The 26,911-nt window shown below is 60.5% G+C and carries 26 protein-coding genes; 5 read left to right on the top strand and 21 right to left on the bottom strand.

Translation table 11 applies throughout. The features are described from left to right. Positions 1 to 57 precede the first annotated feature (57 nt). Positions 58 to 840: a sulfite exporter TauE/SafE family protein gene (locus AC3I65_RS25380; RefSeq protein WP_047226812.1), complete on the bottom strand. Its 783-nt coding sequence runs from the start codon at positions 838 to 840 to the stop codon at positions 58 to 60. Between the two features lie 152 nt (positions 841 to 992). Here AC3I65_RS25380 and AC3I65_RS25375 point away from each other — a divergent pair, with 152 nt between their 5' ends. Continuing rightward, complete coding sequence (locus tag AC3I65_RS25375; protein ID WP_188251751.1) at positions 993 to 1,739, top strand: NRDE family protein; 747 nt, start codon at positions 993 to 995, stop codon at positions 1,737 to 1,739. A gap of 132 nt (positions 1,740 to 1,871) precedes the next feature. Here the strand turns inward: AC3I65_RS25375 and ptsP are convergent, their stop codons facing one another. Next, entirely contained in the window at positions 1,872 to 4,151 is a 2,280-nt protein-coding gene (gene ptsP / locus AC3I65_RS25370) for a phosphoenolpyruvate--protein phosphotransferase (RefSeq protein ID WP_047226814.1), read from the bottom strand. Between the two features lie 22 nt (positions 4,152 to 4,173). Next, positions 4,174 to 4,653, bottom strand: a complete 480-nt coding sequence (locus AC3I65_RS25365; RefSeq protein ID WP_003186867.1) for an RNA pyrophosphohydrolase — start codon at positions 4,651 to 4,653, stop codon at positions 4,174 to 4,176. A gap of 143 nt (positions 4,654 to 4,796) precedes the next feature. Here AC3I65_RS25365 and AC3I65_RS25360 point away from each other — a divergent pair, with 143 nt between their 5' ends. Continuing rightward, positions 4,797 to 5,453 (top strand): histidinol-phosphatase, encoded by a 657-nt coding sequence (locus tag AC3I65_RS25360; protein WP_160894064.1) that lies wholly within the window; start codon positions 4,797 to 4,799, stop codon positions 5,451 to 5,453. Positions 5,454 to 5,556: 103 nt separating this feature from the next. Here AC3I65_RS25360 and AC3I65_RS25355 read toward each other — a convergent pair whose 3' ends face one another. Continuing rightward, positions 5,557 to 5,982, bottom strand: a complete 426-nt coding sequence (locus tag AC3I65_RS25355) for a DUF2269 domain-containing protein (protein ID WP_160894062.1) — start codon at positions 5,980 to 5,982, stop codon at positions 5,557 to 5,559. A 42-nt stretch (positions 5,983 to 6,024) separates the two neighbouring features. Further along, on the bottom strand, positions 6,025 to 7,539 hold the full coding sequence (gene ilvA, locus AC3I65_RS25350) for a threonine ammonia-lyase, biosynthetic (RefSeq protein WP_047226817.1): 1,515 nt from the start codon (positions 7,537 to 7,539) through the stop codon (positions 6,025 to 6,027). Between the two features lie 137 nt (positions 7,540 to 7,676). Between ilvA and rpiA the strand changes: the two genes are divergently transcribed. Further along, on the top strand, positions 7,677 to 8,351 hold the full coding sequence (gene rpiA, locus AC3I65_RS25345) for a ribose-5-phosphate isomerase RpiA (protein WP_047226818.1): 675 nt from the start codon (positions 7,677 to 7,679) through the stop codon (positions 8,349 to 8,351). A 143-nt stretch (positions 8,352 to 8,494) separates the two neighbouring features. Here the strand turns inward: rpiA and AC3I65_RS25340 are convergent, their stop codons facing one another. The 4 genes from AC3I65_RS25340 to AC3I65_RS25325 all read right to left on the bottom strand — a co-directional run bounded on the left by AC3I65_RS25340 (position 8,495) and on the right by AC3I65_RS25325 (position 12,725). Beyond that, entirely contained in the window at positions 8,495 to 9,409 is a 915-nt protein-coding gene (locus tag AC3I65_RS25340) for an SdiA-regulated domain-containing protein (RefSeq protein WP_488524261.1), read from the bottom strand. Between the two features lie 118 nt (positions 9,410 to 9,527). Next, positions 9,528 to 10,460 carry an SdiA-regulated domain-containing protein gene (locus AC3I65_RS25335; protein WP_076383265.1) on the bottom strand — a complete coding sequence of 311 codons (933 nt, stop codon included), beginning with the start codon at positions 10,458 to 10,460 and terminating at the stop codon, positions 9,528 to 9,530. A gap of 163 nt (positions 10,461 to 10,623) precedes the next feature. Continuing rightward, positions 10,624 to 11,289: a fumarylacetoacetate hydrolase family protein gene (locus AC3I65_RS25330; protein ID WP_047226821.1), complete on the bottom strand. Its 666-nt coding sequence runs from the start codon at positions 11,287 to 11,289 to the stop codon at positions 10,624 to 10,626. A 41-nt stretch (positions 11,290 to 11,330) separates the two neighbouring features. Continuing rightward, on the bottom strand, positions 11,331 to 12,725 hold the full coding sequence (locus tag AC3I65_RS25325; protein WP_107323098.1) for an FAD-binding oxidoreductase: 1,395 nt from the start codon (positions 12,723 to 12,725) through the stop codon (positions 11,331 to 11,333). A gap of 205 nt (positions 12,726 to 12,930) precedes the next feature. Between AC3I65_RS25325 and serA the strand changes: the two genes are divergently transcribed. Next, positions 12,931 to 14,160, top strand: coding sequence for a phosphoglycerate dehydrogenase (serA, locus tag AC3I65_RS25320; protein ID WP_047226823.1), 1,230 nt, complete (start codon positions 12,931 to 12,933; stop codon positions 14,158 to 14,160). 110 nt (positions 14,161 to 14,270) lie between these two features. On the opposite strand, the gene AC3I65_RS25315 is transcribed toward serA, so the two are convergent. Beyond that, a complete protein-coding gene (locus AC3I65_RS25315; RefSeq protein ID WP_047226960.1) occupies positions 14,271 to 14,696 on the bottom strand; it encodes a DUF4399 domain-containing protein in 426 nt (141 codons plus the stop codon). Between the two features lie 133 nt (positions 14,697 to 14,829). Between AC3I65_RS25315 and AC3I65_RS25310 the strand changes: the two genes are divergently transcribed. Then, positions 14,830 to 15,396 (top strand): transporter substrate-binding domain-containing protein, encoded by a 567-nt coding sequence (locus tag AC3I65_RS25310; RefSeq protein WP_047226824.1) that lies wholly within the window; start codon positions 14,830 to 14,832, stop codon positions 15,394 to 15,396. 165 nt (positions 15,397 to 15,561) lie between these two features. Here AC3I65_RS25310 and AC3I65_RS25305 read toward each other — a convergent pair whose 3' ends face one another. From AC3I65_RS25305 to tcyJ, 11 genes are all read right to left on the bottom strand, one after another. Continuing rightward, a complete protein-coding gene (locus AC3I65_RS25305) occupies positions 15,562 to 16,191 on the bottom strand; it encodes a class I SAM-dependent methyltransferase (RefSeq protein ID WP_047226825.1) in 630 nt (209 codons plus the stop codon). 169 nt (positions 16,192 to 16,360) lie between these two features. Continuing rightward, a complete protein-coding gene (locus AC3I65_RS25300; RefSeq protein ID WP_025211262.1) occupies positions 16,361 to 17,005 on the bottom strand; it encodes a methionine ABC transporter permease in 645 nt (214 codons plus the stop codon). Continuing rightward, a complete protein-coding gene (locus AC3I65_RS25295) occupies positions 16,995 to 18,119 on the bottom strand; it encodes a methionine ABC transporter ATP-binding protein (protein WP_488524260.1) in 1,125 nt (374 codons plus the stop codon). The genes AC3I65_RS25300 and AC3I65_RS25295 overlap by 11 nt, the downstream gene beginning before the upstream one ends. 2 nt (positions 18,120 to 18,121) lie before the next feature. Next, positions 18,122 to 18,931, bottom strand: a complete 810-nt coding sequence (locus tag AC3I65_RS25290) for a MetQ/NlpA family ABC transporter substrate-binding protein (RefSeq protein ID WP_047226827.1) — start codon at positions 18,929 to 18,931, stop codon at positions 18,122 to 18,124. Positions 18,932 to 19,077: 146 nt separating this feature from the next. Next, complete coding sequence (locus AC3I65_RS25285) at positions 19,078 to 20,436, bottom strand: LLM class flavin-dependent oxidoreductase (protein ID WP_488524259.1); 1,359 nt, start codon at positions 20,434 to 20,436, stop codon at positions 19,078 to 19,080. Next, on the bottom strand, positions 20,436 to 21,629 hold the full coding sequence (locus tag AC3I65_RS25280; RefSeq protein ID WP_488524258.1) for an SfnB family sulfur acquisition oxidoreductase: 1,194 nt from the start codon (positions 21,627 to 21,629) through the stop codon (positions 20,436 to 20,438). The genes AC3I65_RS25285 and AC3I65_RS25280 overlap by 1 nt, the downstream gene beginning before the upstream one ends. Positions 21,630 to 21,652: 23 nt before the next feature. After that, positions 21,653 to 22,894 (bottom strand): SfnB family sulfur acquisition oxidoreductase, encoded by a 1,242-nt coding sequence (locus AC3I65_RS25275; RefSeq protein WP_488524257.1) that lies wholly within the window; start codon positions 22,892 to 22,894, stop codon positions 21,653 to 21,655. 368 nt (positions 22,895 to 23,262) lie between these two features. Then, on the bottom strand, positions 23,263 to 24,030 hold the full coding sequence (locus AC3I65_RS25270) for a hypothetical protein (RefSeq protein ID WP_047226831.1): 768 nt from the start codon (positions 24,028 to 24,030) through the stop codon (positions 23,263 to 23,265). Between the two features lie 468 nt (positions 24,031 to 24,498). Then, positions 24,499 to 25,260, bottom strand: coding sequence for an L-cystine ABC transporter ATP-binding protein TcyN (tcyN, locus tag AC3I65_RS25265; protein ID WP_047226832.1), 762 nt, complete (start codon positions 25,258 to 25,260; stop codon positions 24,499 to 24,501). Between the two features lie 3 nt (positions 25,261 to 25,263). Then, positions 25,264 to 25,929 carry a cystine ABC transporter permease gene (gene tcyL / locus AC3I65_RS25260; RefSeq protein WP_047226833.1) on the bottom strand — a complete coding sequence of 222 codons (666 nt, stop codon included), beginning with the start codon at positions 25,927 to 25,929 and terminating at the stop codon, positions 25,264 to 25,266. After that, positions 25,929 to 26,723, bottom strand: coding sequence for a cystine ABC transporter substrate-binding protein (gene tcyJ / locus AC3I65_RS25255; RefSeq protein WP_047226834.1), 795 nt, complete (start codon positions 26,721 to 26,723; stop codon positions 25,929 to 25,931). Before tcyJ ends, tcyL begins: the two co-directional genes overlap by 1 nt. Between the last annotated feature and the right edge of the window lie 188 nt (positions 26,724 to 26,911).

Below are 26,911 nucleotides of genomic sequence, written 5' to 3'. Positions count from 1 at the left end.
GTAAACGTCAAAAATATCCGGGCGACGCTGCCACCTCGGGATTAAGCCAGGATTGCGTCAGAGCAGAAAACTCAAGCCCACGCTGAACAGCAAAGCGGCGAACAGCCGTTTGAGCAAGCGCGGTGACAGGCGATGGGCCAGTCGCGCGCCGAAGCGGGCGAAGACCATGCTCGTCAGGGCAATGCCCAGTAGCGCCGGCAAATAAACAAAACCGAGACTATGAGCCGGCAGTCGCGGCTCTTGCCAGCCCAGAATCATGAAACTTAATGCACTGACCAGGGCAATCGGCAAACCGCAGGCCGATGACGTCGCCACCGCCTGTTGCATCGGCACGCTGCGCCAGGTCAGGAACGGCACGGTCAGCGAGCCGCCGCCGATGCCGAAAATCGCCGAGGCCCAGCCGATCACCGTCCCCGCCACCGTCAACCCGACCTTGCCCGGAACTGTGCGGCTGGCCTTGGGCCTCAAGTCCAGGCCCAGTTGTACGGCGACAATCAGGGCGAACACGCCGATGATTTTTTGCAGGTTCGGACCGGAAATCGCTTCGGCAGTGACGGCTCCGAAACCGGCACCGATCAGGATTCCAACGGTCATCCAGGCAAAAATCGGCCAGCGCACCGCGCCTTTGCGCTGATGCTCGCGCACGGCATTGACCGAAGTGAAGATGATCGATGCCAGGGACGTGCCGACCGCCAGGTGCGTCAACACCAGTGGGTCGAAGCCCTGCAAGGTAAAACTGAATACCAGCACCGGGACGATGATGATCCCGCCACCCACGCCGAACAGTCCGGCCAGCACGCCGGCACAGGCGCCGAGCAGCAGATAGAGCACAAATTCCACCAGCGTCCCTCGCCCATCCTAGAAACAAGAGCGGCATGGTAACGGATCCATGGCCTTGGGCTCCACTCAAGGCGATGGATGCCGGGGCGATGTCTGGGTAGAGTGAAACCCACAACAGCTGTGCTCGGCTTTATTTTTAATGGGACTATCTGATGTGCCTGATCGTATTTGCCTGGCGCCCCGGCCACGCCCGGCCACTGATCGTGGCGGCCAACCGCGATGAGTTCTACGCGCGCCCGACCTTGCCCCTGGGGCAATGGCCTGACGCCCCTGATGTCCATGCCGGTCGCGATCTGGAAGCCGGGGGGACCTGGCTTGGCGTCGGCGCCGATGGCCGCTTCGCTGCCCTGACCAACATTCGCGACCCGGCCCAGCCGCCCGGCTTCAAGTCCCGTGGTGAACTGGTGGCGCGATTTTTGAGCGGAAATCTTTCAATTGCCGATTATTTGAGCGAAGTGGTGCCCCGTGCCGGTGAGTACGGCGGGTTCAACTTGCTGTTGGGCGATGGCACCGAACTGTGGCACCACAATGCCCGCGATGCCCGGCCACAGCGACTGGCCGAGGGTGTCTACGGTTTGTCGAACGCCGGGCTGAACACGCCATGGCCCAAGCTGCTCAAGGCCCGGGCGGCGCTGGTCGAGGTACTGGACGACCCGCAGCCCCAGGCCTTGTTGGCGCTGCTGAACGACCCGCAGCCGGCCCCGGTAGCCGAACTGCCGGACACCGGCGTAGGGCTGGCGACCGAGACACTGTTGTCGAGTGTGTTCATCGCCAGCCCTGCTTACGGGACGCGAGCGAGTACGGCGCTGATTGTCCATGCCGATGGGACGCGGCATCTGGTCGAGCGCAGTTATGGGCCGCTTGGGGGGCATTTGGGGGAGGTGGAGTTTAAGGTTTGATTTTGTGCTGTCATTTCTGGCCCCATCGCGAGCAGGCTCGCTCCCACAGTAGATCTTCAGTGAACACAAACGTTGTGAACAACCGAGATCCCCTGTGGGAGCGAGCCTGCTCGCGATGAGGTCGCTAAAGATTCAGAGCGTCTTGTTCGAAGCCGGATTGATCATCCGCGCCAACCCAAGGTTCTTCAGCGCCAGTTGCAAGGAGCTGTGGATCACCTGCGGATTATCGATCGTCATCACTTCGGCCAGCAGTTCCTGGGCCTTGCTGAGGTTGATCTGACGCAGCATCCATTTCACTTTCGGCAGGTTGGTGGCGTTCATCGACAGGCTGTCAAAGCCCATCGCCATCAGCAGCACCGCCGCCGCCGGGTCCCCGGCCATTTCACCGCAGATGCTCACTGGCTTGCCTTCGGCATGGGCGTCGCGGACCACATTCTGCAGGGCTTGCAGCACCGCTGGGTGCAGATAGTCGTACAGGTCGGCAACCCGCGGGTTGTTGCGGTCCACGGCCAGCAAATACTGGGTCAGGTCGTTGGAGCCAACCGACAGGAAGTCAACCTGGCGCGCCAGTTCCTTGGTCTGGTACACCGCCGCCGGGATTTCGATCATCACCCCCACCGGCGGCATCGGCACGTCGGTGCCTTCATCGCGCACTTCGCCCCACGCCCGGTGGATCAGGTGCAAGGCTTCTTCCAGCTCATGGGTGCCGGAAATCATCGGCAACAGGATGCGCAGGTTGTTCAGACCCTCGCTGGCCTTGAGCATGGCGCGGGCCTGGACCAGGAAGATTTCCGGATGGTCGAGCGTCACGCGTATCCCGCGCCAGCCAAGGAAGGGGTTGTCTTCCTTGATGGGGAAGTAGGACAGGGATTTGTCCCCGCCGATGTCCAGGCTGCGCATGGTCACCGGTTGCGGATGGAAAGCGGCCAACTGTTCGCGATAGATCGCCAGCTGTTCCTTTTCGCTGGGGAAGCGCTGGTTGATCATGAAGGGCACTTCGGTGCGGTACAGGCCCACACCCTCGGCGCCGCGCTTCTGCGCCCGGGCAACATCGGCCAGCAGCCCGGTGTTGACCCACAGCGGCATGCGGTGGCCGTCGAGCGTCACGCAAGGCAGGTCCCGCAGCGCATCCAGGCCCAGGGACAGTTGCTTTTCTTCCTCCACCACATCGGCAAACTGCTTGCGCAGCAATTCGGTGGGGTTGGTGTAGACCTCGCCGTGGTAGCCATCGACGATCATCTGGATGCCGTCGACCTTTGAATACGGCAGGTCCACCACGCCCATGACCGTCGGAATGCCCATGGCGCGGGCCAGGATCGCGACGTGGGAGTTGCCCGAACCCAATACCGAGACCAGCCCCGCGAGCTTGCCTTCAGGCACCTCGCCGAGCATGGCCGGGGTCAGTTCTTCGCTGATCAGGATGGTGTTATCGGGATAGACCAGGGTCTGCTGGCGTTCCTGTTGCAAGTAGGCCAGCAGCCGGCGGCCGAGGTCCTTGACGTCGGAGGCACGCTCGCGCAGGTAGGCGTCGTCCATCAGTTCGAAACGGTTGACGTGGTCGGTCACCACCTGGCGCAACGCACCCTGGGCCCACTGACCGGTCTTGATGACCGTGGTCACCTCGCTGCCCAGGGAGGCGTCGTCGAGCATCATCAGGTAAACGTCGAACAGCGCGCGCTCTTCGGGGCGCAGTTGCGTCGCCAGTTTCGCCGACAGGGCGCGCATGTCGGCCCGTACGCCCTCGATGGCCGTCTTGAACAGGCCCAATTCGGCGGGGATGTCGACGATGGTCTTGTCCGGCACTACGTCGAGGTCGGCGGGTGGCAACATGACCACCGCCGTACCCACTGCCGCGCCGGGTGAACCTGGCACGCCGACGAACTTGGCTTCCTGGATGCCCTTGCCCTGGCGGCCCAGGCCGCTGATCGACCCGGTGGCTTCGGCGTGGGCGATAACCCCGGCCAATTGCGCGCTCATGGTCACGAGGAAGGCTTCTTCACCTTCGTCGAACTGGCGACGCTCCTTCTGCTGGATGACCAACACGCCGACGACACGGCGGTGGTGGATGATCGGCGCCCCGAGGAACGAGGCGTAGCGTTCTTCGCCGGTCTCGGCAAAATAACGATAGCGCGGGTGATCCGCGGCATTTTCGAGGTTCAGCGGTTCTTCGCGCGTGCCGACCAAGCCGACCAGACCTTCATTGGGCGCCATGCTGACCTTGCCGATCGAGCGCTTGTTCAAGCCCTCGGTGGCCATCAGCACAAAACGGTTGGTCTCGGGGTCCAGCAGATAGACCGAGCAGACTTGGCTGCCCATGGCCTCTTTGACGCGCAATACAATAATCCCCAACGCCGCCTTGAGATCCTTGGCGGAGTTAACTTCCTGGACGATCTTGCGCAGCGTATTGAGCATGGCTCGGGGTCGAACTCCGTCGTCAGTCGCGCGTCAGCAGGCGCGGGGCAAGCTCTTTGAGGGCGCGTCGGTATACCTCGCGCTTGAATGTCACCACCTGGCCCAACGGATACCAATAGCTGACCCAGCGCCAGCCATCGAACTCCGGTTTACCGGTCAAATCCATCCGCACCCGCTGCTCGTTGGAGATCAGGCGCAGGAGAAACCATTTCTGCTTCTGGCCGATGCACAGCGGTTGGCTATGCGTTCTGACCAGGCGTTGCGGCAAACGATAGCGCAACCAGCCCCGGGTGCAGGCGAGTATTTCGACATCTTCTCGCTCAAGCCCCACTTCTTCGTTCAACTCGCGGTACAAGGCCTCTTCGGGCGTCTCCTGAGGGTTGATCCCACCCTGGGGAAACTGCCAGGCGTCTTGATTGATACGGCGAGCCCATAGCACCTGCCCTGCATCATTCGTAAGAATGATCCCCACATTGGGTCGGAAACCATCGGGATCGATCACGGCAACAACCTCGCAAACGCATGTCGCCGCATTGTTCCACAAAGGTTGTGAAAGCAGCAACGAGCCTTCCTACCTTATGTGCACTCTTGTGAAAAGTCCGTATTCTGGACGCCTTTCTTCAGATTCTTCAGCGAGTAACTGCAATGCGGCTGGCTTTATTCGACTTGGACAACACCTTGCTGGGCGGCGACAGTGACCACGCCTGGGGCGATTACCTGTGTGAGCGCGGTTTCCTCGACGCCGTTACGTACAAGGCGCGCAATGACGAGTTCTATCAGGATTACCTGGCCGGCAAGCTCGACAACGCCGAGTACCTGAATTTTTGCCTGGAAATCCTTGGCCGCACGGAGATGGAGGTGCTGGCACAGTGGCATCTGGACTACATGCGCGACTGCATCGAACCGATTGTGTTGCCCCAGGCGATCGAGCTGTTGAGTAAACACCGTGAGGCCGGTGACAAGCTGGTGATCATCACCGCTACCAATCGCTTCGTCACCGCACCGATCGCCGAGCGCTTGGGAGTCGAGACCCTGATCGCCACCGAGTGCGAAATGATCGACGGGCGCTACAGCGGGCGCAGTACCGATATTCCGTGTTTTCGTGAGGGCAAGGTGGTGCGGCTCAATCGTTGGCTGGAGGAGACCGGCCATTCGCTGGACGGCAGTTACTTTTATAGCGACTCGATGAATGACCTGTCGCTGCTGGAAGTGGTGACCCATCCGGTGGCCGTGGATCCGGACCCGAACCTCAGGGCCGAAGCCCAGAAGCGGGGTTGGCCGGTGATTTCGTTGCGCGGCTGATATCTTCATCGCGAGCAGGCTCGCTCCCACACTGGATGTGCATCGTTCACAAACCCCTGTGGGAGCGAGCCTGCTCGCGATAGGGTCGACGCGGTCTAACGCCTTAAACCGGCTTGGCCCCCATCAACCCCGCAATGGCGACAAAGCAGACAAAACTGAACAGCGCCAAGGCAAAGGTAAATTTCCCGCTCCCTCCCGGCGCCTTGCGCAGTTTGTTCAACCGTACCAACAGCCAGAACCCCGCCAGCGCCGCCACGGTGTAGAGCACACTGGAAGCCAGCAACCAAGTCTGCCCCAGTGGCCAGCCGATCTGATGCACCATCCACCACCCCGTGAACGGCAGGCTCACCAGCGCCAGGACCATCACCAGCCAGACAAACACCCGCGGGCGTTGCAATGTGCGCGCGGCCGCCGTGGCATCGCCGTTGCGGCGCGTCCTCCAGACCCAGATGGCCAGCCCCAGGGCACCCGCCAAGAGCAATACTGTGGCGACGACATGAGCGATCTTCAGCGCGGTTAACGTTTCCATCGTTGGATTTCCTTGAGTCTTGCCGGGCAGTCTAGCTCTGCTTTAGCCCAGGAACAGCTGATACGCCGGGTTATCGCTTTCATCCCAGTACGGATAGCCGATTTCTTCCAGGGCTGCCGGTACCAGATGACGTTCATCGTGCGGTACTTGCAGGCCCGCAACCACACGACCATCCGCCGCACCATGGTTGCGGTAGTGGAACATCGAGATATTCCAGCGTCCGCCCAGCTTGTTGAGGAAGTTGAACAACGCCCCCGGACGTTCCGGGAATTCGAAGCGCAGCACGACCTCGTCGATGACGTGGGCCGCATGCCCGCCCACCATGTGGCGAATGTGCAGTTTGGCCAGTTCGTTGTCGGTCAGGTCCACCACCGGGAAGCCTTGCTCGGTCAGGCTGGCGATCAGCGCGCTGCGCGGGTCGTTTTCCGGGTGCGTCTGCACGCCCACGAAGATGTGCGCTTCGCTGCCCGTATTGTAGCGATAGTTGAATTCGGTGATCTGGCGCTTGCCGACGGCTTCGCAGAAGGCCTTGAAGCTGCCTGGCTTCTCGGGAATGGTCACTGCGATGATCGCCTCGCGGCCTTCGCCCAGCTCGGCACGCTCGGCCACGTGACGCAGACGGTCGAAATTGACGTTGGCGCCGGAGTCGATGGCCACCAGGGTCTGCCCGCTGACGCCGCGCGATTCCACATACTTCTTGATCCCGGCCACGCCCAAGGCGCCGGCAGGTTCGGTGATCGAGCGGGTATCGTCGTAGATATCCTTGATGGCGGCACAGATCTCGTCGGTACTGACGGTGATGACTTCATCCACGTAGTGCTTGCAGATGTCGAACGTGTGCTGGCCGATCTGCGCCACGGCAACGCCGTCGGCAAAGAGCCCCACGGTCGGCAGCACCACTCGCTCGCCAGCAGCCAGGGCGGCTTGCAGGCAATTGGAATCGTCCGGCTCGACGCCGATCACCTTGATGTCAGGCCGCAGGTATTTCACGTAGGCCGCGATCCCGGCGATCAGCCCGCCGCCGCCCACCGGGACGAAAATCGCATCCAGACGCCCCGGATGTTGGCGCAGGATCTCCATCGCCACCGTGCCCTGCCCGGCAATGGTGTGGGGATCGTCATAGGGGTGAATGTAGACGTAGCCCTTTTCGTCGACCAGTTTCAGCGAATAGGCCAGGGCTTCGGGGAACGAATCACCGTGCAACACCACTTTGCCGCCTCGGGAACGTACGCCTTCGACTTTGATTTCCGGAGTGGTCTTGGGCATCACGATGGTGGCTTTGACGCCCAGCACCTTGGCCGCCAGGGCCAGGCCCTGGGCGTGGTTGCCCGCCGAAGCCGTGACCACGCCGCGTGCGCGCTCTTCGTCGCTGAGCTGGGTCAGCTTGTTGTAGGCGCCGCGAATCTTGAACGAGAACACCGGCTGCAAGTCTTCGCGCTTGAGCCAGATGTTGTTGCCCAGCCGCTCGGAGAGCTGGCGGGCAGTCTGCAATGGGGTTTCCACGGCAACGTCGTAAACGCGCGAGGTGAGGATCTTTTTGACGTACTGTTCAAGCATCGGAAAGCATCACTGAGCGGGTTGGGCAGGGCCAAGGAGTCTAACCCGGCTTTTGGCTGGGCGACCACACGAATCCCAAGGTTTTGTTGGGTTATACTCGCGTCCCTCTTTACTCCCCGTCCGCTTTCGGAGCCCGCATGACCCAGGATCAACTCAAACAGGCCGTGGCCCAGGCCGCTGTCGACCTCATCCTCCCGAAACTGGATGACAAGAGCATCGTTGGGGTCGGCACCGGCTCGACGGCCAATTGCTTCATCGACGCACTGGCGCAGCACAAAGGTGCGTTCGACGGCGCGGTCGCCAGCTCCGAAGCCACCGCCGCGCGCCTGAAGGGCCACGGGATTCCGGTCTATGAGCTCAATACCGTGAGCGACCTGGAGTTCTATATCGACGGCGCCGATGAAAGCGACGCGCACCTGAACCTGATCAAGGGCGGCGGCGCGGCCCTGACCCGCGAGAAGATTGTCGCGGCCGTGGCCAAGACCTTCATCTGCATCGCCGACGCCAGCAAACTGGTGCCAGTCCTCGGCGCGTTCCCGCTGCCGGTGGAAGTCATTCCGATGGCCCGCAGCCATGTGGCCCGCCAACTGGTGAAACTGGGCGGTGACCCGGTGTACCGCGAAGGCGTGCTGACCGATAACGGCAACATCATCCTGGATGTCCATAACCTGCAGATCACCAACCCGGTGGAACTGGAAAGCCAGATCAACGCCATCGTCGGTGTGGTCACCAATGGCTTGTTCGCGGCTCGCCCGGCGGATGTTTTGTTGCTGGGGACGCCTGAAGGGGTGAAGACCCTGCGGGCTGAGTAAGCCGGCCAGATAACCTGCTCTTTCAGTGATTCAGTCCCTGTGGGAGCGAGCCTGCTCGCGATAGCGGTCTACCCGACACATCCATGTTGGCTGACGCACCGCCATCGCGAGCAGGCTCGCTCCCACATCAGGTTTTTTGGGGATCAAGGCTGCGGTTTCTTGAAGACGTAGAACAGGTTCGGTTCGCTCACCACATACAAGTTGCCATCATCGTCCATGGCAACGCCCTCGGCCTGAGGGACGGTTTTTTGCAGCCCTTGACGGCCCTTGCTCAACGACAGCGTGCTCAACGGGCGGCCGTCGATGTCCAGCTCGATAATCAATCGCGACTCATCGGACAGCGCCAGTAAATGGCCGCTGCGCTCGTCGTATTGCAGGCTAGAAAGATCGCGTACGAACAGTCCGGCATCGCGCTTGGGGTTGTTGATTACATGGACAGCGTAGGATTTGTCCGGTTTGTGATGGGGAAAGCCCCGCACTTCATAAATCAGCATCGGATCGCGCTCCTTGGCCACGAACAACCGTTTGCCCACTGAGTCGTAGGCCAACCCTTCAAACCCTTTGTTACCGTTCAGGTGCAGGCCAAGCGTCATTTGCTCTGCGTCGGCGCCGTCGAGGAATTGGGTATCGTCGTCCAAGTGAATCTTGATCAGCCGCTGCTGACGCTCGTCGGTGATGACGTAAATGTCCTCGCTGATGAACTCCACCGCCTCCGGGTCGCCGAAGCCAATCAGGGCGATGCGCCTAAGAATCTTGCCGTCCAATGACAGCTCGATCAGTTCGGCATTCTTGTTGGTAACGGTAAAGAGGCTCTTGCGGATCGGATCGTATGTCAGCGCCGAAACGTCATTGTCCAGGCCTTCAATCACCCGCGCCTCGACCGTCACCCGATAGTGGTCCAGGGCAATGGCCTGTTCGCTGGGGGGCTGCCAGAGGGCGTTGAGGTTGAACCAGGCGCGCTCGAACAGGCGCAGGTATTGAGCTGCTGCGATCAAAGCGATCAATACGATCATTATCAGCAGCAGGATCAAGGGCTTCGGGCGGGCAAGTCGACGCATGTGGGTGGGCTCGGATGAGAACAGGTGGTTGGAAATACCACGGCTGCCTGAACTGAAGCTTAATGGCCGGATGCCACACCCTACGGCGAAGGATGAATTACCTTACAGAGTTGCGCTATCAGCGTTGTTTTTCGAAACGATAGAACAGGTTCGGCTCGCTGACCATGTACAGGTTGCCGGACTCATCGAGGGCTACGCCTTCTGCGCGGGGGATCGTATCTTTGATGCCGTTGAAACCGCCCAGCAAGGTCATGAAGCTGACCTGTTCCCCTGCATCGTCCAGCTCCAGCAACAGATGGGAGTCGGCCGACAGCAGCAGCGAGTGCCCCGTGCGAGGATCGATCGCCAGCGCCGACAGGTTGCGCAGGTCCAGCTCGTCGCTGGCATGGATCTGTTTGTCGCCCTTGAGCAGTTGGCTGCCGTCGCTTTTCCAGGTGAACAACGCTGGCGGACGCTCTTCACCCAAGGCCAATTGCTGGTTGCGTGGATCCCAGGCGACGCCTTCGAAGCCCTTGTTCTGGTTCTTGGACGGGCCGAGATCGTAGTGGGGGAAATCCGTGCTGTTCAGTTCGCGAGTATCGGCATCGACCTGGATGATCGACAGCGTGTGTTTTCGTTCATCGGTAATAGCCATCAGGCCATTCTCCATGTAGGCCACGCCTTCAGGATTGCTCCAGCCCACCAACGGCATTTTGCGCAGCACGTCACCCTGCAGGGTGAGTTCCACCAGAAACGGATGCTTACCCATGATCGCGAACAGGGTTTTGGTCTGTGGGTTATAGGTCAGGTCGGACGCTTCATCCTCTTCCATTCCTGGCAGGACCTTGGCATCAATCACCGCGTGGTAGTCCGGCAGCCAGATGCTTTCCTGGCGCTGGGCGGGGCTCTCGAGACGTTCCGATGCCCACAGCAGGCCCCGGTCATCCCAGTGCATGGCATACGCCAGCCAGTAAAAGGCCCCGGCTGCTAACAGCGACCAGGCATACCAGGGCAGCGAGAAGCGAGCGCGGCGGACGGGGCTGGAGGAGGGCCGAGCTAGAGGAGTGGCCATCAGGGGATGTGTTCCAGGTATTCGGGTTAGGAAAATGAATGGCTCAGACGCCGTATTCCCTGGAATTATCCGGATGGCATGTGAAAAAAATGGTAAATGGCGAGAGCCGTCCATCCATGTGGACACGAGCCGGCTCGCGCCCACGCGGGACAGCGCCTTGCGGTTAACGAACGCTGCTTTCGAAACGGCTCGCGCCTGGCAATTCCAGTACCAGTTCATCCCCGACGTTCAACGGTCCTACGCCCGCCGGAGTGCCAGTGAGGATTACGTCGCCGGCCTGCAATGAGAAGCAGCCAGCCATGTATTGGATCATCGGCACGATGGGGTTGAGCATCAGGCTGCTGTTGCCGTCCTGGCGCACTTCACCGTTGATGGTCAGGCGAACCGGGATGTCGGTCAGGTCGGCAAAGGTGCCGCTGGACACGAAAGGTGCCAGCACCGCCGCACCGTCGAAGGATTTGGCGACTTCCCAGGGCAAGCCCTTGGCCTTGAGCTCGGCTTGCTTGTCCCGCAGGGTCAGATCCAGGGCCGGGGCGAAGCCGGAGATGGCATCCAGCACTTCCTCGGCACTGGGCCGGGTCGACAGTGGCTTGCCGATCAGCACGGCAATTTCAGCTTCGTAGTGCACCGCACCACGGTCAGCGGGGATGCTGAAACCGCCTTCCAGCGGCACCGCGCAGCTGCCGGGCTTGATGAACAGCAGGGGTTCGGTAGGTACCGGGTTATCCAGTTCCTTGGCGTGTTCGGCGTAGTTGCGGCCAATGCACACGATTTTTCCCACCGGGAAATGAATACGGGTACCGTCGACATACTGGTGCTGATAGCTCATTACCGACTCCTGCTTCTGGGATTCATCAGGTATTTTTTGCATTAAACCGCGAAAATCTTGCCCGGGTTCATGATGCCGTTCGGGTCGAACACTGCCTTGACGGCCTTCATGTATTCAATTTCTACCGGCGAGCGACTGTAGGTCAGGTAATCGCGTTTGGTCATGCCTACGCCGTGTTCGGCGGAGATCGAGCCGTTGTATTTCTCGACGGTTTCAAAGACCCATTTGTTCACGGTCGCGCACTTGGCGAAGAATTCGTCCTTGCTCAGGTTCTCTGGCTTGAGGATGTTCAAGTGCAAGTTGCCGTCGCCGATGTGGCCAAACCAGACGATCTCGAAATCCGGGTAATGTTGGCCGACGATAGTGTCGATGTCGCGCAAGAAGCCCGGGACTTTCGAAACGGTGACCGAGATGTCGTTCTTGTACGGTGTCCAGTGGGAGATGGTTTCCGAGATGTACTCGCGCAACTTCCACAGGTTTTGCAGTTGGGTTTCGCTTTGGCTCATCACCCCATCGAGCACCCAGCCCTGTTCGACACAGTGTTCGAACGTTTCCAGGGCGTGGTTGGCGACTTCTTCGGTGGTGGCTTCGAACTCCAGCAGGGCGTAGAAGGGGCACTCGGTTTCGAATGGCGCCGGTACGTCGCCCCGATCCAGGACCTTGGCCAGGGCCTTGTCGGAGAAGAATTCGAACGCCGTCAGGTCCAGCTTGCCCTGGAAGGCATGCAGTACGGGCATGATCGAATCAAAATCGGCGGTGCCCAGGACCATGGCGGTGAGGTTCTTCGGAGCCCGGTCCAGGCGCATGGTGGCTTCGACCACGAACCCGAGGGTGCCTTCGGCGCCGATGAACAACTGCCGCAGATCGTAGCCAGTGGCGTTCTTGATCAGGTCCTTGTTCAGTTCCAGCAGGTCACCTTTACCGGTGACGACTTTCATGCCGGCTACCCAGTTGCGGGTCATGCCGTAACGAATGACCTTGATTCCGCCGGCATTGGTGCCGATGTTGCCGCCAATCTGACTGGAACCGGCCGAGGCGAAGTCCACCGGGTAGTACAGACCGTGCTCTTCAGCCTTGTTCTGCAGTTGTTCAGTGACCACACCTGGCTGGCAGACGGCTGTGCGATCGGTGAGGTTCACGTCGAGAATCTGGTTCATGTAGTCGAATGACACAACCACTTCGCCGTTGGCCGCCACGGCCGCAGCGGAAAGCCCGGTACGCCCGCCCGATGGCACCAGCGCGACCTTGTGCTCATTGGCCCAGCGCACAATGGCCTGAACCTGTTCGGTGGTCTTGGGGAAGACGATGGCGCTCGGCGCCGGGGCGAAGTGCTTGGTCCAATCCTTGCCATAAGCGTTCAGGGAGTCGGCATCGGTCAAGACTTTGCCAGGCTCAACCAGGGTCTTCAGCTCATCTATCACGGCAGGATTGGTCATCGACAGAACTCTCGAACAATTCATGGTCATCCTGAGAACGCTTCACGTCGCAGGAATGAGTGTTTAGCGGGGTGCGTATGCTAGCATACCGACCCCGCAGCGTAGTGCCCATTGGCTGTTCTGCGGCGACGGCTGTCATGCCGGTCGGACCAGCATGCGCTGTCCGATTCCCTGCCATTTTTCTCCGGGACACAGGTTTACGCAGATGAGCAAGACTTCTCTCGATAAGAGCAAGATCAAGTTCCTTCTTCTCGAAGGCGTCCACCAATCGGCTGTCGACGTCCTCAAGTCGGCGGGCTACACCAGCATCGAGTACATCACCAGTTCTCTGCCGGAAGCCCAGCTCAAGGAAAAGATCGCCGATGCTCACTTCATCGGTATTCGCTCCCGTACCCAATTGACCGAAGAGATCTTCGACCACGCCAAGAAACTGGTGGCGGTCGGCTGCTTCTGCATCGGCACCAATCAGGTGGACCTCAATGCGGCGCGCGAGCGCGGTATCGCGGTGTTCAACGCGCCATACTCCAACACCCGTTCCGTTGCTGAACTGGTGCTGGCCGAAGCGATCCTGCTGCTGCGCGGCATTCCCGAGAAGAACGCTTCCTGCCACCGTGGCGGCTGGATCAAGAGCGCGGCCAACTCCTTCGAAATCCGTGGCAAGAAGCTGGGTATCGTCGGTTACGGCTCGATCGGCACGCAGTTGTCGGTGCTGGCTGAAGGCCTTGGCATGCAGGTGTTTTTCTACGACACCGTGACCAAGTTGCCGCTGGGCAATGCCACCCAGGTCAACGACCTGCACGAGCTGTTGGGCATGTCCGACATCGTGACGCTGCACGTTCCGGAAACCGCCGCCACCCAGTGGATGATCGGCGAGAAGGAAATCCGTGCCATCAAGAAAGGCGGGATCCTGATCAACGCCGCTCGTGGCACCGTGGTCAAGCTCGACGCCCTGGCCGAAGCGATCAAGGACAAACACCTGATCGGCGCCGCCATCGACGTATTCCCGGTGGAGCCGCGCTCCAATGACGATATCTTCGAAAGCCCGCTGCGCGGCCTGGACAACGTGATCCTGACCCCGCACATCGGCGGTTCTACTGCCGAAGCCCAGGCCAACATCGGCCTGGAAGTGGCGGAAAAGCTGGTCAAGTACAGCGACAACGGTACTTCGGTATCGTCCGTGAACTTCCCGGAAGTGGCCCTGCCGGCTCACCCTGGCAAGCACCGCCTGTTGCACATCCACGAGAACATCCCGGGTGTGATGAGCGAGATCAACAAGGTCTTCGCCGAAAACGGCATCAACATTTCCGGTCAGTTCCTGCAGACCAACGAGAAAGTCGGCTACGTCGTGATCGACGTCGATGCCGAATACTCCGATCTGGCGCAAGAGAAACTGCAGCACATCAACGGCACTATTCGTAGCCGGGTGTTGTTCTAAGCAGACCTGGCGTGCAACAAAAAAACGGGAGCCTCGCAGGGGGCTCCCGTTTTTTTCTGTCGAACACATAACCTGTGGGAGGGTTTTGTGTTGTGTCGACCTGTGCCGGTTTATTTCACGTTTACCGTGATCTTCTCGGACACGATCGTCGGATCGAACGGCATATGGCCGCTGTCGCCCAGTATCAGCTGCAAGGTGTGCTTGCCCGGTGCCAGTTTGATCGTAGCCTCGGTTTGCGCCTTGCCGAAATGCATGTGGTTGGCATCGGTGGGAATCGGCGCGCCCGCGGCAGGCAGTTTGTCGACATCAATCAGCAAATGATGGTGCCCGGTATTTTTGGTTTCATCACCCGCCGGGGCCAGCGCGATGTTCTTGACGCCGAACTTGACCTTGAACTCCTGGCCAACGGTGGCACCGTCTTCCGGGGAAACGATGAATACCTCTGCACCCTTGGGAGCAGGGGTTGCGGCGGATGCCAGCATCGAAGCTCCCAGCAACAGGCCGGCCAAGGCGGCACGTGACATAAAGCTTTTCATTTTTTTCTCCAGTTTTTCCATGAAATCCGCGTGGTCATGACAACTTCATGACCATTCGTTGTCGAAGCCTGCAACAACCATAGCAAAGCGAACCTGAAACGAGCGTCGCTTGTAACAATACAAAGGAGTGACCATGCGTTTTCTGCCTGGGCTGATCTGCCTGCTACCCCTCTTGAGCCCTCTGGCCCATGCCGAACTGATCGACGACATCAACGACCGTGGCGAATTGCGCATCGCTCTGGAAGCCAACACCAGCCCTTTCAACTTCAAGGAAGACGGCAAGCTCACCGGCTTCGAAGTGGAACTGGGTCAGATGCTGGCCGGCGAGCTCGATGTTCGCGCCGACTTTGTGGTCACCGATGCCAGCGATCTGCTGGCCGGTGTGGAAAGCGGCAAATACGATGTCGCCATCAACCACATAGCAATGACCCCGGAACTGGCCGAACGTTTCGACACAAGCACCGCTTATAGCCAACCGGATGCGCAACTGTTGGCGCGCAAGGACGACTCGCAACGCCCGATGGTCATGGCACAGTCGTTCCAGCCGGAAGAAAAGAGCGGCCCGCCGCCGAGCCTGGTGATTCCGTTCCAGAAGGGCAATCCGGCGTTCAAGGCCAGCCTGGACAACGCTTTGGCGCGTATCAAGGACGACGGGCGGCTTGAGCAGTTGTCACAGAAGTGGTTGGTCAAGCAGGAGTAACAATGGGGCGGTGGGCGACGGCGGTGTGTCAGTCGCATCAATGTTGCTGATCCGCCGTCATCGCGAGCAGGCTCGCTCCCACATTTGGATCATTGATGGTTCGCCATTTATGTTCGCAGTTGACCCGTGTGGGAGCGAGCTTGCTCGCGATGGCGCCCTCAAATCCTAAGCAGGTCTACGCCAGACACTCGCCAACCAAGGCTGCTGCTCTCGCGGCAGCCCAGCCGGTCGGTAGTAATGCTCAAGCTCTACAAAGCCCGCTTCTGTGAGCAAGGTGCGCCAGGCCGCAAGGTCGTGGTAGGCGCCGAAGCGCTGGCCGTTCCAGCCTTCCTGGTTTTCGCCCCGGGGGTTGGAACTGAACAGCACGCCGCCGGGCTTGAGGGTGGCGTGCAATTGCTTGAGCACCCGTGGCAGTTCCTGGACGGGGACATGAAACAGCACCGCGTTGGCGAAAATCCCGTCAAAGCGTTCGACCGGCAGGTCGAGTTCCAGGAAGTCCTGCTGCCACACCTCACAACCGCTGTCCTGGCGCGCCATCCGGGCAAATTCCTCTGAACCGTCGAGGCCGACCGCGACATGGCCCATGGCCGTGAATGTGCGCAGGTCGCGCCCCGGGCCGCAGCCGAAATCCAGGATGTGCAGCGGTGCCTGGCCCTGGATATGGCGCAGCAGGGCGTCGATGTTCTGGCTGACATCGTGGTCGCGGGTGCCGTCGCGAAAGCTCTCTGCCACGGCGTTGTAATGGCCCAGGGTCGTGGCGGTGATGGCGTGCAGGTCGTCGGTGGTGTGTTTCATGGGTGTGGGTTTGGGTGAGGAGTGTCAGCCGACTATACCGCAAGCCCGCTGATCTGCCTGTGGGAGCAAAGCTTGCTCGCGACTGCAGTCGTCCAGTTGGTATCCATGTTGGATGGAATACTGCTATCGCGAGCAAGCTTTGCTCCCACAGGTCAACTGCTCCCATAGGTCAGCGTTTATTCAAGCCGCGCGCCAGGCGGTCACCACCCAATTGGATCACGGCGACCAATGCCACCAGCAACACGATCACCGTGAGCATGATCTGGCTGTCGAAACGCTGGTAGCCGTAGCGGTAGGCGATGTCGCCCAGGCCGCCGGCGCCGATCGCTCCGGCCATGGCCGAGGAGTTGATCATGGTCACCAAGGTGATGGTAAAGCCACCAACGATGCCCGGCAGGGCTTCGGGCAGCAGCACATGCCAGACAATGTGCCAACGCCGGCAACCCATGGCCTGGGCCGCTTCGATCAGGCCATGGTCGACCTCGCGCAGGCTGACTTCGGCGATGCGGGCAAAGAACGGCGTGGCGGCAATGGTCAGCGGTACTACCGCGGCCCACACGCCATAGGTGGTGCCGACGATCAGCCGGGTGAATGGGATCAACGCCACCATCAGAATCAGGAACGGTATCGAGCGGAACAGGTTCACGAACGCGCCCAGGGCCCGGTTCAAGGCCGGCGCTTCATAAATTCCACCCTTGCCGCTCGTGACTAGGATCACCGCCAGCGGTATGCCCGCCAGCAAGGCGATCAGCGACGACACGCCAACCATCAGGAACGTGTCGATAAAACCCTGCAACAACCGGTCAAACCACATAACCCAGCACCTCTACCCGTTGTGCCCAATTGCCCGCCCGTTGACGCAATTCCTCGGCGCCCCATGACGAACCGCTCACGGCCAGCAGCAATTGCCCCAGCCCGTGGCCCTGAATGCGCTCGATGCCGCCGTGCAGCAGCCGCACCCGTCCACCGAGGGCACTGAACAAGGCGGCGAGATCCGGTTCTTCTCGATCTATGCCGCTGAATTGCAGGCGCAGCACGATAGCCGCATCCGCCGATGCCGGCCGCCCCTGCAAGCGACTTTGCAACTCTTGCGGTATGGCGTGTTGCAACGGCGCCAGCAGCGTCCGACTGACCTCGTGTTGCGGGCTGCCGAATACTTCCCAGACCGGGCCCTGCTCGACCATGCGTCCTTGCTCGAGCACCACCACCCGGTCGCAGACTTCACGGATCACCGCCATCTCGTGGGTGATCAACACGATGGTCAGGCCCAGTCGCTGATTGATCTCGCGTAGCAAACCGAGGATCGATTGGGTGGTCTCCGGGTCAAGGGCCGATGTGGCTTCATCGCACAACAGGATCTGCGGGTCATGGACCAGTGCCCGGGCAATCCCCACCCGCTGCTTCTGACCGCCCGAAAGTTGCGCCGGATAGGCCTTGTGCTTGCCTTGCAGGCCGACCAGCTCCAGCAGCTCGCGGACTTTGCGCTGGCGCTGTTCCTTGGGCACGCCGGCGACTTTCAGCGGCAGCTCAACGTTCTGCCACACGGTCTTGGCCGACATCAGGTTGAAGTGCTGGAAGATCATGCCGATGCGCCGGCGCAATTCCACCAGGCGGTCCTCATCGAACTCGCCGATGTCTATCTGATCAATCAACACCCTGCCGCTGGTGGGTTGTTCGAGGCGGTTGATGGTGCGGATCAGCGACGACTTGCCGGCGCCGCTGCGGCCGATGATGCCGAACACCTCGCCGCGCTGGATCGCCAGGTCGATCCCTTGCAGCGCGGCCACCGGACCCTGGGCACCGTTGTAGGTCTTGCCCAGGCCGATGAAGCGCACAAGGGCGCGGTTCAACTCCGGATGCAGCTCGGTCTGGTCGGCGCTTTGGGGCGTGGGAGCTTCGTGTCTGAGTCGAGCATTGACGGCGTTCATGGTCAGCCTTCCCATCCGGCCTGGTAGAGCTTGCCATGGGCCTTGTCCAGGGCAGCGCGCACGACAGGTGAGTGCTGATAGATGTCGACGAATTTGATCAGCCTTGGGTCGGTTTTGCTCTTGGGTTGGATCACGAACTGGATGACGTACTCCTTGTGATCGAGGCCGTCGAACAGCAAGGCAGACGTGGCGTCGAAGGTCTTCGCCAAGCGGATGTAGGCGGGATAGCCCTGTACCAAGTCGGCGTCGTCATAGGCGCGCACCAGTTGCACGGCTTCGACTTGCAGGATTTTGATTTTTTTCGGGTTGGCGACGATATCGTCTTCGGTGGCCTTGTAACCCACTCCCGGCTTGAGGGTGATCAGCCCGGCTTTGGCCAGCAGTTGCAGGCCGCGACCGCTGTTGATCGGGTCGTTGGCAATGGCGACGCTCGCGCCTTCGGGCAGCTCGTCGAAGCTTTTGTATTTTTTCGAATAGAGCCCGACGTTGTTGATGATCCCCGGCGCAAAGGGCACCAGGTCGAACCCGGCGGCGGCCTTGGCATTTTCCAGGAACGGAATGTGCTGGAAGTAATTCACGTCGATATCACCGGAGGCCAGGCTGACGTTGGGCGCGATCCAGTCGCTGAACTCCACCAACTCGACCTTCAAGCCTTGCTTGCCGGCTTCTTCTACGGCGGCTTCCAGGGGAATGGCAAACGCGGCGGTGGTGCCGATCTTCAACGGTGCGTCGGCGGCAAACAGCGTCGAGCTGAACAGGCCGAGGGCCAGGGCCAGTGCTTTGACTGGCAGGGTCAGGAGTTGCTTGGTCATGTCGGATATTCCAGTCATTAATGGGCGGTGCATATTTTTTGTGGCGAACAGAGCTCTGTGGGAGCAAGGCTTGCCCGCGATGAAGTTGATGCGGTCGCTCAAAAACCGAGGTGTCTGCATCGCGAGCAAGCTTTGCTCCCACAAGGTCAGTGTCGGTAGGTCGAACCGGTGTGTCGTTCGGGCAAATGGGCCTCTGCGTGAAACAGCTTTTCGCGCAGGGTGCCGTTGTCGTATTCGGTCTTGTACGAACCGCGTCGCTGCAACTCGGGGATCACCAGGTCGATGAAGTCCACGTAGCTTTGCGGCGTGACGATGCGGGTCAGGTTGAAGCCGTCGAGGCCGGTTTCGGCGATCCACGCCTCCAGTTCATCGGCCACCTGTTCGGGCGAGCCGATCAGGGTGATGTAGCGACCGCCCAGGGCGTGTTGGTCCAGCAATTTGCGCCGGGTCCAGTCGTTGTTCTGCAGGATCTTGGTGGCAGACTGGATGGCGTTGCTCTTCACGTACTGGATCGGTTCGTCCAGTTCGTACGCGGAAAAATCGATTCCTGTCGAGGCGGAAAAATGCGCCACCCCGGCTTCGGCGCTGGCGTAGCTCAGGTACTCGACATGCTTGGCCCAGGCGGCCGCTTCGGTCTCGCCGACGATCACGTTAAGGCCCATGAACACTTTGATGTCCCCGGGGTTTCGTCCGGCTCGGGCGGCGCTGGCGCGAACCTTGTCCACCTGGGCCTTGGTCGCGGGTTTGTTCTGGCCGCTGATGAACACGCACTCGGCATGCCGCCCGGCAAACAGCAGGCCGCGCTCGGAACTACCGGCCTGGAACAGCACCGGCGTGCGCTGGGGCGAGGGTTCGCAGAGGTGATAGCCCTCGACCTGGTAGAACTCGCCCTGGTGCCGAACCTTGTGCACTTTCTCCGGCCGGGCATAGATCCGCTGCTCGCGGTCGTTGAGCACCGCGTCGTTTTCCCAACTGCCTTCCCACAATTTGTAGAGCACTTGCAGGTATTCATCGGCCTGGTCGTAGCGGCGGTCATGCTCGACCTGCGCGGTAAGCCCCATGGCTTTGGCGGCGCTGTCCAGATAGCCGGTGACGATGTTCCAGCCGACCCGGCCGCGACTCAGATGGTCGAGGGTGCTCATGCGTCGGGCAAACAGGTAGGGTGGTTCGTAGGTCAGGTTGGCGGTGAGCCCGAAGCCGAGGTTTTTCGTCACGGCGGCCATCGCCGAGATCAGCAGCAACGGGTCGTTGACCGGCAGTTGGATCGACTCCTTGAGCGTGACGTCCACCGACTGTTGGTACACGTCGTAGACCCCGACGATGTCGGCGATGAACAGCCCGTCGAACAATCCACGCTCGAGCAACTGCGCCAGGGCGGTCCAGTATTCAATCGTGTTGTACTGGGTCGAGGTGTCCTGGGGATGAGCCCACAAACCATGGTTGATGTGCCCGATGCAGTTCATGTTGAACGCGTTGAGCAGGATCTTTTTCCTGTCGGCCGCCATCAGATAGTCCCCCGCAGCGGCGGTTTTTCATCGTTGAGGTAGAAGTTGCCCACCGCGTGGTATTTCCAGCGCACCGGGTCATGCAGGGTGTGCACCCGGGCGTTGCGCCAGTGGCGGTCGAGGCCATGTTCGGCCAGGGTCGCCTGGCTGCCGGCCAATTCGAACAGGGTGCTGCCGGCGGCCAGGGAAATCTCGGTGCTGATGGCGCGGGCTTCGGCTACGGCAATCGAGGCGGCGGCGACCGTGTCGGCCTGGGTGTCGGCCTGGGCCCGGTCGAGAAACTCACCGGCACGTTCCAGCAGGGCTTCGGCGGCGTGCAGGCGGATGCTCAGTTGGCCGAAACTCTTGAGGGTGTGCGGGTCTTCGGTGGCGACGTCGCTGGTGGCGTCGATCCAGGGCCGGGTTTTGCTGCGGACAAAATGCAGGGCGTCCTCATAGGCGGCGCGGGCGATGCCGATGTCGATGGCGGCGTGAAGAATCTGCGCCAGCGGCCCCACCGGCGTTGGGCGTTCGAAGGCGCTCTGGAAGGGCACGACGTCTTCGGCGGTGACATAAACGTCCTCGAACACCACCGATCCACTGCCGGTGGTGCGCTGGCCGAAACCGCTCCAGTCGTCGATCACCGTCAGGCCTTGGCTGTTGCGCGGGACGAATGCCAGTTGTTGCACGCCGTTTTCATCCACCACCGACGTGGGGATGCGCTGGGCGTAGATCGCCCCCGTGGCGTAGAACTTGCGACCGCTGATGCGGTAGCCCTCACCGTCGCGGCGCAGTTGCGTGATGCGGTCGTGGGCGGTCTTGGTGCCGAGCTCCGCCAATGCATTGCCAAAACGTTGGCCGGCCAGGACTTCGGCATACAGGCGTTGTTTTTGCGCTTGGCTGCCGTTTACCCGTAGCACTTCCAGGGCGTAGAAATGATTTTGCGGAATCTGCCCCAGCGAGCCGTCGGCCTGAGCAATCAGCGCGATGACTTTGGCCAGGGTGACGTTGGACACACCGGCGCCGCCATAGGCCTTGGGCACGCTGATGCCCCACAGGCCAGAGCGGGAGAAGGCCTCCAGTTCCGGGTACGGCAAGCGGCGCTCACGGTCGCGCAGGGCGCTGTCGCGCTTGAAGTCATCGGCCAGGTCGCTGGCCACGATCAGGGCTTGTTCATCGCTGGTGATCACCGCGACGTGTTGAGAAAACGTCATGTACTGCTCCAGAGGTCGGGTCGTCAGATCCAGGAATGCCGGGCCGGCAAGGTGCCGTTCAGGTGGTAGGCGCCTACCGCGTGATACTTCCAGCGCACCGGGTCGTGCAGGGTATGGACCCGTGCGTTGCGCCAGTGGCGGTCGAGATTGAATTCGGCGAGGGTGGCGCGGCTGCCGGCCAGTTCTAACAATTTTTCGCTGGCTTGCAGGGCGATCTCGGTGGTGAGCACCTTGGCCTCGGCCACGGCAATCGAGGCGCGGGCAGCCGATTGCGCGGTGATGGGCGCGGCGCTGACCTGGTCCAGCACTTGTCCGGCCTTGCGCAACAACGCTTCGGCGGCGTGCAGTTCGATTTTCAGCTTGCCGATGTCGGCGATCACATAGAGGTCGTCACTGGCCCGGTCGACCTTGGCATCGATCCAGGGCCGGGCTCGTTCTCGGACGAAGGCGATGGCATCGTCGATGGCGCCACGGGCGATGCCTGCATCGATGGCCGCCTGGATCAGTTGGGAAATCGCGCCTTGCACGCCGGGCGTTTCGTTGATGCGCCAGTTCTCCAGCACCAAGTCGGCATCCACTTGCACATTGTTCAGCAACACGGTGCCGCTGGCCGTGGTGCGCTGGCCGAACCCTGACCAGTCGTCGACGATCCGCAGGCCCGGGGTGCCGCGCCGCACGAACGCCAGCACCTGCCGACCCTCGTCATTCAGCGCCTTGACCGCGACCCAGTGGGCAAACAGCGCGCCGGTGGAATAGAACTTCTGACCATTGATGACAAACCCGTCACCGTCAGCGGTGATCCGGGCCTTGAGTTCAAGGGTATTGCGAGTGCCACGTTCCGGCCCTGCGTTGCCGATGCGCCAGCCTTCGAGCACGCTCTGCAGCAGGATTTTTTTCTGCCGTTCGGTGCCGGTGCCGAGAATCAGTTGGAGTACGCCGAATTGGTTTTGCGGGATCTGCCCGAGGGCCGGGTCAGCGGCGGAAATGATCGCGAACACCTCGGCCAGGGTGACGAAAGAAACCTGCGGGCCGCCGTATGCCCGGGGAATGGCGATGCTGCCCAGTCCGCTACGGGTGAATTGCTCGATTTCTGCCCAGGGTAGCTTGCGTTGCTGGTCACGACGCGCGGCCTGCTGACGGGCGACCTGCGCCAGTTCATGGGCGGCTTTGATGGCCTCGGCATCGTTGCGCAACACCTGTGCGGGCAACAGCTGCGGTGCGATGTCCAGGTCGCTCTGGATCTTTGCTTGCGCCAAATCCGACATTACAGCCACTCCGTGGCTGCAGGCAGTGCTCTGGCATACTGCGCTGGGGTGATTGTGTTCCGTTCCATACCCACCTCACATCTCAAGAAACGCCGCGATGAATGCGGCGAGCGAAAATCAAGAATGTCCGGTGGTCCGGTTTATATACCCTAAACGTGTGTAATTTATTTTTGAACTAACTTTTAGGAATAACAATAGAGGGCTTTGTGCCGAGCGATGTTGTGGCGAGGGGATTTATCCCCGTTGGGCTGCGCAGCAGCCCCAAAGCAGTCAACACAGCAACCTGCTGCACCGCGATTGCATAGTGGGGGCTGCTTCGCAGCCCAGCGGAGATAAATCCCCTCGCCACAACAGCTTGCTCAGAGTATTCATGTTCGGCGGCGCGTTTCGGCGGCCATGAGCGCCTCTTTCGGAGAAGTGCTCAGGTAGGGATTGGCGCAACCGATCTTTAACGTTCGTGGCGGCGCCCAGTGGGAGTTGTTGCCCACGCGGTCGAGGATGCAGTAGGTCACTTCCAGGCGCAGGTCTTCCCCCGCCTCCAGAATGATCTGCGGCGGTACCCAGATGTTGATCGGCTGCCCAACCTCGCAGGGCTTGATGCGGGGCAGGTCCATGCGCACGTCGCCCCAGCGCAAGGTAATCGCATCGTCAGCAGCCATGTTCAGATAGGGCTCTATGGTCAGTGGTACACCGCGTTTGACCTGACTCGGGTTCACGCCCTTGCGGCGAATGGCATCAGGAATCCGCACTGGCGCCAGGCCTTGGTTTTCATCACCGCTCAGGGCCGACGGTTGGCCACCGGGACAATCGAGCTTGACCTGCACCCGTTGCGTTGCTGACAGCGCCGGGCCGCGCCCTACTTGCATCACGCGGTAATGGATGCGCGAGGTCCCGTTTACAACGAAGCTCTCGGGTACTCGCAACGTAACGCTAGTTTGCACGTCGGCCTGGGACAACAGGCGGGAGCCGACGTAGCAGTTGTCCCAGAACAGCTCGATCAGATCGCCCGCGTCCATGCCGGGGTAAGGGGCAATTGCCACTTGCAGGTGCGCAGCGCTGGTGATGTTGATGCGGGTACGCAGAGCGTTGACCAGGGTAGGCGCAGCCAGTTCAGGAATATTCGACGTACATGTCATGGTGTTCTCCTTGATGCTTTAAAACGAAGTCCGTTTCGGGAAGATCAAAAGCGCTTAATCATCGCGATATATTTTTATTGCGCAGCATGGACCCTGTCTGCGGTTCATCGCGCAGAACTAAAATAGTTCGCATCGCCTGTGGGTCACTAGATAAGGGTTCAGCAGTTTCAGTGTCAATAGAGGAACTTGCTTAATAATTAATTGTATAAGGCTTCAGAAATGTCCTACGCATCGAAGTTAAGAATACGTTGCGTTGTGCGCCATTTTCCTCGGGTTCATTGGTTTGGAAGGGAGGTGCGGCAGGAAGTCGGATAAATAGCGTAGCCCAAAGAGAAGTGTTGCCGGAGATATGTATATACCGCACGTCAACGGGGTGGCTGTGTTAAGTCAACTGGAAGTTTCAGTTTGTTACGCTGGGCTGTTAGTTGTTCCACTTCCATCCTTGGAAGTGGGGACAATATCAATAATTTACTGGTCGCCGTGTCCGGCCGAGAGGAACTTGCTGAGGAACTGTCGAGTGCGTTCCTCCCGGGGGGCTGCAAACAAGGCCTTGGCTTCGCCTTGCTCGACGATCACACCTTTGTCGAAAAACACCACGCGGTTCGCTACGTCCCGGGCGAAGCCCATTTCGTGAGTCACAATGACCATGGTGCGCTTTTCTTCGGCCAGGCCACGAATCGTCGCCAGCACCTCGCCCACCAGCTCCGGGTCCAGGGCCGACGTTGGCTCGTCGAACAGAATCACCTCGGGCTCCATCGCCAGCGCCCTGGCAATCGCCACGCGCTGTTGCTGTCCACCGGAAAGACGCCGCGGGTAGGCGTCCTCCTTGCCCGCCAGCCCGACCTTGGCCAACAGTTTACGGCCTAAAACCTCAGCGTCGGCACGGGGGATCTTCTTCACCACCAGTGGGCCTTCGATGACGTTCTCCAGCGCGGTGCGATGGGGGAACAGATTGAAGTTCTGGAACACAAAACCCACTTGCTGGCGCAAACGACGCACCAGGTTCTGTTGCTGGTTCAGCGGGCGACTGCCATCGATTTCGATGTCGCCGACCTTGATCCGGCCACTGCTGGGTTCTTCGAGGAAGTTCAGGCAGCGCAGGAAGGTGGTCTTGCCCGAACCGCTGGGGCCGATGATCGCCACCACTTCGCCTTCTTCGATCTCCAGGTCGATGCCATTGAGCACCACTTGACCCTTGAACTGCTTTGTCAGTTTTTCCACGACAATCATGGGTCAGGACTCCTGGTCATGCCGATTGACCCGGGCTTCCAGGACGTTCTGCAGGTGCGCCAGCACGCTGGCCAGAATCCAGTAGATCAGCGCGGCGGCAAGGTACATGGTGAAGATTTCGAAAGTGCGGGCAGTGATCAACTGCGCCTGACGGAACAGCTCCGGCACCTGGATGGTCGCCGCCAGTGCGGTGTCCTTGACCAGGGAAATGAAGCTGTTGCCCAGAGGAGGCAAGGCCGTTCGCGCCGCTTGCGGCAGGATGGCCCGGCGCAGTGTCTGGGCGCGGGTCATGCCGATACTGGCCGCGGCTTCCCATTGGCCGCGCTCGATGGAGCTGATAGCGGCCCGCAGGATTTCACACGCATAGGCCGCCATGTTCAGCGAGAAGCCGATCAGCGCCGCCGGCAATGGATCCAGCTCGATGCCCAGTTGGGGCAGCCCGTAATAGATCACGAACAACTGCACCAGCAGCGGCGTGCCGCGAAAAAACGACACGTAGATGCGGGCGATCCAGCTCACCAGTTTGAAGCGCGACAGGCGCATCAACGCCAGGCCGAAGCCCAGCAGCAAGCCGAAGAACATGCCGCCCAAACTGAGGATGACCGTGTAATACGCGCCCTTGAGCAAGAAGGGCGCGGAGTCCAGCGCGAGTTGAAAAGCCTCTTCCATTATTGGGTGACGTCAGCGTTGAAGTACTTCTGCGAGATTTTCGCCAGGGTGCCGTCGGCCCGTAGTTTGTCGATGGCCTTGTTGATTGCATCCAGCAGCTCAGGCTCGCCTTTGCGCAGGGCGATACCGGCTTCCTGGCGGGAGAACGGCTCGCCGGCCACAGCGGTGTCCTTGGCCTTGGCGGTCAGCTCCAGAGCAGCCAGCCGGTCTACCAGAATGGCGTCGATGCGGCCTACACGCAGGTCCTGGTATTTGGTTGGGTCATCGTCGTAGGTGCGGATAATAGCCTTTGGCTGGTTTTCCTTGAGCCATTGCTCATAGTTGGTGCCCAGGCCAACGCCGACTTTTTTGCCGGCCAGATCATCGGCGGTCTTGATGGCGTCTTTGTTCTTGGTCAGAACCAGCGCCTGGATGCCGGAAACGGTGTAAGGCTGGGAGAAGTCATACTTCTTCTTGCGCTCCTCGGAGATGGTGACCTGGTTGATCACCGCGTCCAGGCGCTTGGATTCCAGCGCTGCGAGAATGCCGTCCCATTTGGTCGGTTGCAGTTTGACCTTCACGCCCAGCTCCTTGGCCAGGGCTTCGGAAAACTCCACTTCGAAACCGGCCAGCTTGCCGTCGGCGTCCACGAAACTGAACGGTGGGTAAGTGCCTTCCAGGCCGACGTTGATCACGCCCGCGTCCTTGATCTTTTGCAGCTGCTCACCGGCAACGGCCTGGCCCAGCAGGCCGGCGCTCAATGCCAGGCCCAGCGAACCCACCAACAGGTTGCGACGTAATGCGGAAAAATTCATGACAAGCCCCTGTGTTTTCTTATGAAGAGGTTATTTTGGCTGAGATAAGGCGTAGCCGCGATCCGAAAAGATTGCCACATCCTGCCTTAAAGCAGCCTGGGCGTCTCGCGGCAAATGCGCCTGTGGCGAGACTATAGGGTGGTGTTTATAGATTGGAAAATAATATTAAATCATTCAAATATTCGAGT

The organism is Pseudomonas sp. N-1-13, from assembly GCF_057787095.1.
Note: the sequence above shows the minus strand (reverse complement) of the source record. Positions and strands in the feature narration are given on the sequence as shown.

Coding starts and splice junctions, on each gene's coding strand:
- AC3I65_RS25375 (WP_188251751.1), top strand. CDS start 993: ATGTGCCTGATCGTATTTGCCTGGCGCCCCGGCCACGCCCGGCCACTG.
- ptsP (WP_047226814.1), bottom strand. CDS start 4,151: ATGCTCAATACGCTGCGCAAGATCGTCCAGGAAGTTAACTCCGCCAAG.
- AC3I65_RS25360 (WP_160894064.1), top strand. CDS start 4,797: ATGCGGCTGGCTTTATTCGACTTGGACAACACCTTGCTGGGCGGCGAC.
- AC3I65_RS25355 (WP_160894062.1), bottom strand. CDS start 5,982: ATGGAAACGTTAACCGCGCTGAAGATCGCTCATGTCGTCGCCACAGTA.
- ilvA (WP_047226817.1), bottom strand. CDS start 7,539: ATGCTTGAACAGTACGTCAAAAAGATCCTCACCTCGCGCGTTTACGAC.
- rpiA (WP_047226818.1), top strand. CDS start 7,677: ATGACCCAGGATCAACTCAAACAGGCCGTGGCCCAGGCCGCTGTCGAC.
- AC3I65_RS25340 (WP_488524261.1), bottom strand. CDS start 9,409: ATGCGTCGACTTGCCCGCCCGAAGCCCTTGATCCTGCTGCTGATAATG.
- AC3I65_RS25335 (WP_076383265.1), bottom strand. CDS start 10,460: ATGGCCACTCCTCTAGCTCGGCCCTCCTCCAGCCCCGTCCGCCGCGCT.
- AC3I65_RS25330 (WP_047226821.1), bottom strand. CDS start 11,289: ATGAGCTATCAGCACCAGTATGTCGACGGTACCCGTATTCATTTCCCG.
- AC3I65_RS25325 (WP_107323098.1), bottom strand. CDS start 12,725: ATGACCAATCCTGCCGTGATAGATGAGCTGAAGACCCTGGTTGAGCCT.
- serA (WP_047226823.1), top strand. CDS start 12,931: ATGAGCAAGACTTCTCTCGATAAGAGCAAGATCAAGTTCCTTCTTCTC.
- AC3I65_RS25315 (WP_047226960.1), bottom strand. CDS start 14,696: ATGAAAAGCTTTATGTCACGTGCCGCCTTGGCCGGCCTGTTGCTGGGA.
- AC3I65_RS25310 (WP_047226824.1), top strand. CDS start 14,830: ATGCGTTTTCTGCCTGGGCTGATCTGCCTGCTACCCCTCTTGAGCCCT.
- AC3I65_RS25305 (WP_047226825.1), bottom strand. CDS start 16,191: ATGAAACACACCACCGACGACCTGCACGCCATCACCGCCACGACCCTG.
- AC3I65_RS25300 (WP_025211262.1), bottom strand. CDS start 17,005: ATGTGGTTTGACCGGTTGTTGCAGGGTTTTATCGACACGTTCCTGATG.
- AC3I65_RS25295 (WP_488524260.1), bottom strand. CDS start 18,119: ATGAACGCCGTCAATGCTCGACTCAGACACGAAGCTCCCACGCCCCAA.
- AC3I65_RS25290 (WP_047226827.1), bottom strand. CDS start 18,931: ATGACCAAGCAACTCCTGACCCTGCCAGTCAAAGCACTGGCCCTGGCC.
- AC3I65_RS25285 (WP_488524259.1), bottom strand. CDS start 20,436: ATGGCGGCCGACAGGAAAAAGATCCTGCTCAACGCGTTCAACATGAAC.
- AC3I65_RS25280 (WP_488524258.1), bottom strand. CDS start 21,629: ATGACGTTTTCTCAACACGTCGCGGTGATCACCAGCGATGAACAAGCC.
- AC3I65_RS25275 (WP_488524257.1), bottom strand. CDS start 22,894: ATGTCGGATTTGGCGCAAGCAAAGATCCAGAGCGACCTGGACATCGCA.
- AC3I65_RS25270 (WP_047226831.1), bottom strand. CDS start 24,030: ATGACATGTACGTCGAATATTCCTGAACTGGCTGCGCCTACCCTGGTC.
- tcyN (WP_047226832.1), bottom strand. CDS start 25,260: ATGATTGTCGTGGAAAAACTGACAAAGCAGTTCAAGGGTCAAGTGGTG.
- tcyL (WP_047226833.1), bottom strand. CDS start 25,929: ATGGAAGAGGCTTTTCAACTCGCGCTGGACTCCGCGCCCTTCTTGCTC.
- tcyJ (WP_047226834.1), bottom strand. CDS start 26,723: ATGAATTTTTCCGCATTACGTCGCAACCTGTTGGTGGGTTCGCTGGGC.